This window comes from Dechloromonas hortensis, from assembly GCF_009469765.1.
GTDB lineage: Bacteria > Pseudomonadota > Gammaproteobacteria > Burkholderiales > Rhodocyclaceae > Azonexus > Azonexus hortensis.
Map to the genome: position 1 here is coordinate 1 of NZ_SSSQ01000056.1, position 245 is coordinate 245.

General features: G+C 68.6%; 1 protein-coding gene. It reads right to left on the reverse strand.

Features of this window, described 5'->3' with window-relative positions:
- A partial coding sequence (locus GH663_RS21040) for a hypothetical protein (RefSeq protein ID WP_170291477.1) occupies positions 1 to 245 on the reverse strand: 245 nt, incomplete at both ends.

Consider the following 245-nt stretch of genomic DNA (forward strand, 5'->3'; position numbering starts at 1 on the left):
ACCCCGGCCAGGGTGGCGGTGGCGCCGGCGGCGTAGGTCGTGCCACCGACCGTGAAGGTGGTGACGCTGACCGGGCCATCGACGCTGCTCGTGCCGCTCAGCACCGTGCCCGTCAGCGGACCGCTGTCTTCAGCGATGCTGATCACTTCGTTGGCATCGGTGAAGTCGTCGTTCACCGGCGTCACCGTGATCGCCAGCGTCGAGGTGTCGTTGGCACCGGAGCCGTCGGTCAGGGTGTAGGTGGC